The following is a 3,566-nucleotide window of genomic DNA, read 5'->3' as shown; positions in this document are numbered from 1 at the left end:
CTGACCACTGCGCGAAGAAACTGCTGCCGTGGATCGACGGTCTGCTGGACGCGGGTGAAAAACATTTCGCAGCAACCGGTAAGCCACTGTTCTCTTCCCACATGATTGACCTGTCCGAAGAGTCTCTGGAAGAAAACATCGAAATCTGCTCCAAATACCTGGCGCGCATGGCCAAAATGGGCATGACTCTGGAAATCGAACTGGGTTGCACCGGCGGTGAAGAAGACGGCGTCGACAACAGCCACATGGACGCTTCCGCGCTGTACACTCAGCCAGAAGATGTTGACTACGCGTACACCAAACTGAATGCGATCAGCCCACGTTTCACCATCGCTGCTTCCTTCGGTAACGTACACGGCGTGTACAAGCCAGGCAACGTGGTTCTGACCCCAACCATCCTGCGTGATTCTCAGGAGTACGTTTCTAAGAAACACAACCTGCCGCACAATAGCCTGAACTTCGTCTTCCACGGCGGTTCCGGTTCTTCTGCTCAGGAAATCAAAGACTCCGTAAGCTACGGCGTAGTGAAAATGAACATCGATACCGATACTCAGTGGGCAACCTGGGAAGGTATCCTGAACTACTACAAAACCAACGAAGCTTACCTGCAGGGCCAGCTGGGCAACCCGAAAGGCGAAGACCAGCCGAACAAGAAATACTATGACCCACGCGTATGGCTGCGCGCGGCTCAGTCCTCCATGATCGTGCGTCTGGAGCAGGCTTTCAAAGAACTTAACGCGGTTGACGTTCTGTAATTTTTGACAGCCATTTCTGCCCAAAGCCCGCTTAACAGCGGGCTTTTTTATTGCCTTTCCAGTACCGTCATTGTGTTTAATTCTGTGATCTGCTTGGCATTAACGACGATTCTTGTTTACCCTTATCCCACTGACTTCTTGCCGGTGTGGCGAGTTTTATTTCCCAAAAGGGCAGCTATAAGGATGATCGGATGGAAGATTTGAACGTTGTCGACAGTATTAATCATGCTGGATCGTGGCTGGTGCGAAACCAGGCGCTATTGCTGAGCTATGCGGTAAATATCGTTGCCGCCATTGCCATTATTATTGTCGGGATGATTATCGCCCGTATGGTGTCAAATGCAGTCAACCGCGTGATGCGTGCACGTCAGCTTGACGCCACCGTGGCCGATTTTCTCTCCGCGATGCTGCGCTATGCCATCATTGCCTTTACGCTGATTGCGGCGCTGGGGCGCGTCGGGGTGCAGACTGCGTCGGTCATTGCGGTTCTTGGTGCCGCCGGTCTGGCCGTTGGTCTGGCACTTCAGGGCTCGCTCTCTAACCTTGCTGCTGGCGTGCTGCTGGTTATGTTCCGCCCGTTCCGTGCCGGTGAATATGTTGATTTAGGTGGCATAGCGGGAACGGTGCTTAACGTGCAGATCTTCTCCACCACGATGCGTACAGCAGACGGCAAAATCGTTGTTGTCCCCAACGGCAAAATCATCGCCGGGAACATCATTAACTTCTCCCGGGAGCCGGTGCGCCGCAATGAGTTTATTATTGGCGTGGCCTATGACTCTGACATCGATCAGGTCAAACAGCTGCTGACTAACATTATCGAATCCGATGAGCGTATCCTGAAAGATCGCGAGCTTACAGTGCGTCTGAATGAGCTTGGCGCGTCCTCAATCAACTTTGTGGTTCGCGTATGGAGTAAAAGCAGCGATCTGCAAAACGTTTACTGGGATGTGCTGGAGCGCGTGAAGCGTGATTTCGATGCCAACGGCATCAGCTTCCCGTATCCGCAGATGGACGTGAATTTCAAACGTGTGAAAGAGCAGGACGAAGCTGCATAACGGCTTCGTTTATCCCTTTTCATAACCCGCTCCGGCGGGTTTTTTCTTTTTTGCATTCTTCGCAGTCGTTGAAAAGGAGTGGATATTAGTTAAGATAATGGATGATTAATATTATCCATTTTATCTAATGTTAGATGCGCGCTATAGTCTCACCATTGACAGACGGTTAGCGAGAATATCATCGTGTTATCTTATTATTTTCAAGGGCTTGCACTTGGTGCTGCCATGATTTTGCCCTTAGGCCCGCAAAATGCTTTTGTGATGAACCAGGGGATCCGTCGCCAGTATCACATTATGATCGCGTTTCTTTGTGCGCTGAGCGATTTGCTGCTGATCTGCGCGGGCATTTTTGGCGGGAGCGCACTGCTGATGCAGTCGCCGTGGCTGATGGCTGCTGTCACCTGGGGCGGTGTAGCTTTCCTCTTATGGTATGGCTTTGGTGCCCTGAAAACCGCTATGGGCAGCAATCTTGAGCTCGCTAAAGCTGAAGTTATGAAGCAAGGGCGATGGAAAATTATCGTTACCATGCTGGCAGTGACCTGGCTTAATCCTCACGTTTATCTGGATACGTTTGTTGTATTGGGCAGCCTTGGCGGCCAGCTGGGCGCGGAGCCAAAACGCTGGTTTGCGCTGGGCACCGTCAGTGCATCGTTCCTCTGGTTCTTCGGACTGGCGTTGCTTGCCGCGTGGCTGGCACCCCGATTGCGCACCGCTCGGGCGCAGCGAATCATTAACCTGCTGGTCGGCCTGGTGATGTGGTTTATCGCGTTTCAACTGGCGAAAGAGGGGATTTCACACGTTCACGCGTTGTTCAACTAAGCCTTGTCTTATGGACATTTAGTCCCCAGAAGCTAAGCTTGCAGGCATGCGCCCTGTTTCGGGTGAATACGTAACAAGGAGGAACGACAGTGAAGTTTAAAGTGATGGCCCTGGCGGCATTAGTGGGATTCAGTGTGATGTCGGTACAGGCAAATGAGTTGCCGGATGGACCGCACATTGTCACCTCCGGAACGGCAAGCGTGGACGCTGCGCCGGATATTGCAACTCTCGCGATTGAAGTGAACGTGGCGGCGAAAGACGCTGCATCAGCAAAGAAACAAGCCGACGATCGCGTAGCCCAGTATCTCTCTTTCCTTGAGCAAAACGGTATTGCCAAGAAAGACATCAGTTCTGCGAACCTGCGTACCCAGCCCGATTACGACTATCAGAATGGCAAAAGCATTCTGAAAGGTTACCGCGCGGTGCGTACCGTCGAAGTGACATTACGTCAGCTGGATAAGCTGAATTCGCTGCTGGACGGCGCGCTGAAAGCGGGGCTGAACGAAATTCGTTCCGTTTCACTGGGCGTTGCGCAACCGGAAGAGTATAAAGACAAAGCCCGCAAAGCCGCGATTGATGACGCCGTGCATCAGGCTAAAGCGCTGGCCGAAGGCTTTAATGCGAAACTCGGCCCGGTTTACAGCGTGCGCTATCACGTGTCCAACTATCAGCCGAGCCCGATGGTTCGGATGATGAAGGCTTCAGCAGCTCCGGCAGCGGATTCTGCGCAGGAAACCTACGAGCAGCCAACGATTCAGTTCGACGATCAGGTGGACGTAGTCTTCCAGCTGGAAACGACTCAGGCGCAGCCACAAAAAGCGGCTGAGCCCGAAAAGAAAGCGGAATAATTCGCGCCAGCTGCACAGTAAAAAGCCGGGAAATTCCTAATGCCGATCGTTTAAGGATCGGTTGACCGATCCGGTAGCTGGTGTAAAAA

General features: G+C 52.4%; 4 protein-coding genes. All 4 read left to right on the top strand.

The annotated features are described in order from the left end of the window. Positions 1 to 755 (top strand): class II fructose-bisphosphate aldolase (gene fbaA, locus RTU33_RS21685; RefSeq protein WP_312630149.1); only part of this gene is annotated, 755 nt, incomplete at its 5' end. A 191-nt stretch (positions 756 to 946) separates the two neighbouring features. After that, positions 947 to 1,810 (top strand): small-conductance mechanosensitive channel MscS, encoded by an 864-nt coding sequence (locus RTU33_RS21680; protein WP_312630147.1) that lies wholly within the window; start codon positions 947 to 949, stop codon positions 1,808 to 1,810. A 183-nt stretch (positions 1,811 to 1,993) separates the two neighbouring features. After that, the gene (gene argO, locus RTU33_RS21675) at positions 1,994 to 2,629 is read left to right on the top strand and encodes an arginine exporter ArgO (protein ID WP_312630145.1); all 636 of its coding nucleotides are present in this window, start codon (positions 1,994 to 1,996) and stop codon (positions 2,627 to 2,629) included. 89 nt (positions 2,630 to 2,718) lie between these two features. Beyond that, positions 2,719 to 3,477 carry an oxidative stress defense protein gene (locus RTU33_RS21670; protein WP_312630143.1) on the top strand — a complete coding sequence of 253 codons (759 nt, stop codon included), beginning with the start codon at positions 2,719 to 2,721 and terminating at the stop codon, positions 3,475 to 3,477. Positions 3,478 to 3,566 lie beyond the last annotated feature (89 nt).

This window comes from Scandinavium sp. (genome assembly GCF_032012665.1).
GTDB lineage: Bacteria > Pseudomonadota > Gammaproteobacteria > Enterobacterales > Enterobacteriaceae > Scandinavium.
Note: the sequence above shows the minus strand (reverse complement) of the source record. Positions and strands in the feature narration are given on the sequence as shown.